Genomic DNA, 1,629 nt, shown 5'->3' with positions numbered 1-1,629 from the left:
TCGAAGCCGTTGACCGGGGTCAGGGCCGCGCCGCTTCCGCCGGTCGCGAGATCGCCAAAGTTAATCGCAACGTCGCCGCCGTCACCCAACAGCTGAATGCCGTTGAAGTTGGTGGAAGACGCAATACGATCAATCTCGTCACGCAGTTCGGTGAACTCGTCATTGAGGAAGCCACGTTCGGTGTCGGACAGGTTGCCAGACGATGCCTGAACGGCAAGTGTCTTCATACGAACGAGGATGTCATCAATGGTTGCCATGCCGCCATCGGCGATCTGGAGCATCGAGTTGGCCTGACCAACGTTGACAGTTGCGGTTTTGAGAGCCTGGGTGGTTGCATTCAAACGCGCGCCGATGGCCATGGAAGCGGCATCGTCACGTGCAGAAACAACGCGGGTACCAGATGAAAGTTTGGACAGCGAACGGGTCGCCATCTCATCAGAAGCAGACAAGTTGCGGTGCGCAACGTTTGCTGCGTAGTTGGAAATAATATTGAGAGCCATTTTGGTATCTCCTACATGGATAGCTCTGACGGAGGCCCGTCACGAAATTCCGACTACATGCCGGATCGCTTTGTGTTTTTCATGCATTGAAATTACAAAGCTACACTTTAACGCATCAAACTTATACGTTTGTATCGCCTGAGTCTATCAGAATATTAACCAAGCATTAGTGAACTGACGTAGTAGGCAAAAAGAAAACGCCGGCAAAATCATTTTGCCGGCGTTTGTGTTGCTTCTATCGAGTTGTGTTAAGTTAGCCCTGCAACAGGCGCAGAAGGTTCTGCGGCATCTGGTTGGCCTGTGCGAGCATTGCCACGCCAGACTGCACAAGGATTTGCTTTGACGTAAAGTTGGTCATTTCGGCGGCAACATCAAGATCAAGCAGGGTCGAGCGCGCAGACTCTGTATTTTCCTGCGTTGAGGCCAAGTTCTGTGCCGCGAAATCCAAGCGGTTTTGATAGGTACCGATATTGGCACGAGCACGCTGCAGGTCATCAATTGCGCGACTGACAACCTCCACAGCTTCCTGTGCGCCGGCAGCTGTATCAATCGCATTGGCGCCAAGGTCAGAAATGGAGTCTGCTGTACCAGCTGCACCACTGCCAAGAGTTTCAGAGTCAACTGCGGTAAACTCAATCTCTAGACGATCATTTGCGGTGTTTCCTGCTCCGACTTGGAAGTCAACAGTCTGCTGGAGACCCTGGCCGTTGTCAGCAGCCATATTGATCACGTTCGCCGAAGAATCGTTACCGGCAACGCCGTTGAACGTGGTGTCAGAGCCAAAGTTCGACGCACCAGTGTTGTCTGCGGCAATTGACGATACAGATGCCGAGAAGTTGGTGTTCACCGTGAAGCTCAGGCCAAGCTCATCGAAGTTCAGGGTCGCATTTTCACCAGCCCCAATTGCGGTGGTGCCGCCCGAAGCATAGTCCGTTACGTCGATTGACTGCGAACGGTTGTCGCCATCAACAGTGGCATTCACCGTCATGATGACCTGGCCACCGGCAGCGTAATCGATATCAACTTCAAAGTTGTTATCGGTGATGTCGCTATCGGTATCGGTCGCCCAGTAGTTGTTATCGGTGATGGMAAARTTGTCGAAGCCGTTGACCGGGGTCAGGGCCGCGCC

At 52.9% G+C, this 1,629-nt stretch carries 1 protein-coding gene and 1 pseudogene; both read right to left on the bottom strand.

Annotated elements, in window-relative coordinates; genetic code table 11:
* Window positions 1–500, bottom strand: a pseudogene (locus FHI25_RS20460) (flagellin); the annotation flags it as partial.
* Between the two features lie 253 nt (window positions 501–753).
* Window positions 754–1,629: flagellin (locus tag FHI25_RS20455; protein WP_210520910.1), on the bottom strand; the 876-nt coding region annotated here is incomplete at its 5' end.

The organism is Thalassospira sp. ER-Se-21-Dark (genome assembly GCF_017922435.1).
Lineage (GTDB): Bacteria > Pseudomonadota > Alphaproteobacteria > Rhodospirillales > Thalassospiraceae > Thalassospira.
Note: the sequence above shows the minus strand (reverse complement) of the source record. Positions and strands in the feature narration are given on the sequence as shown.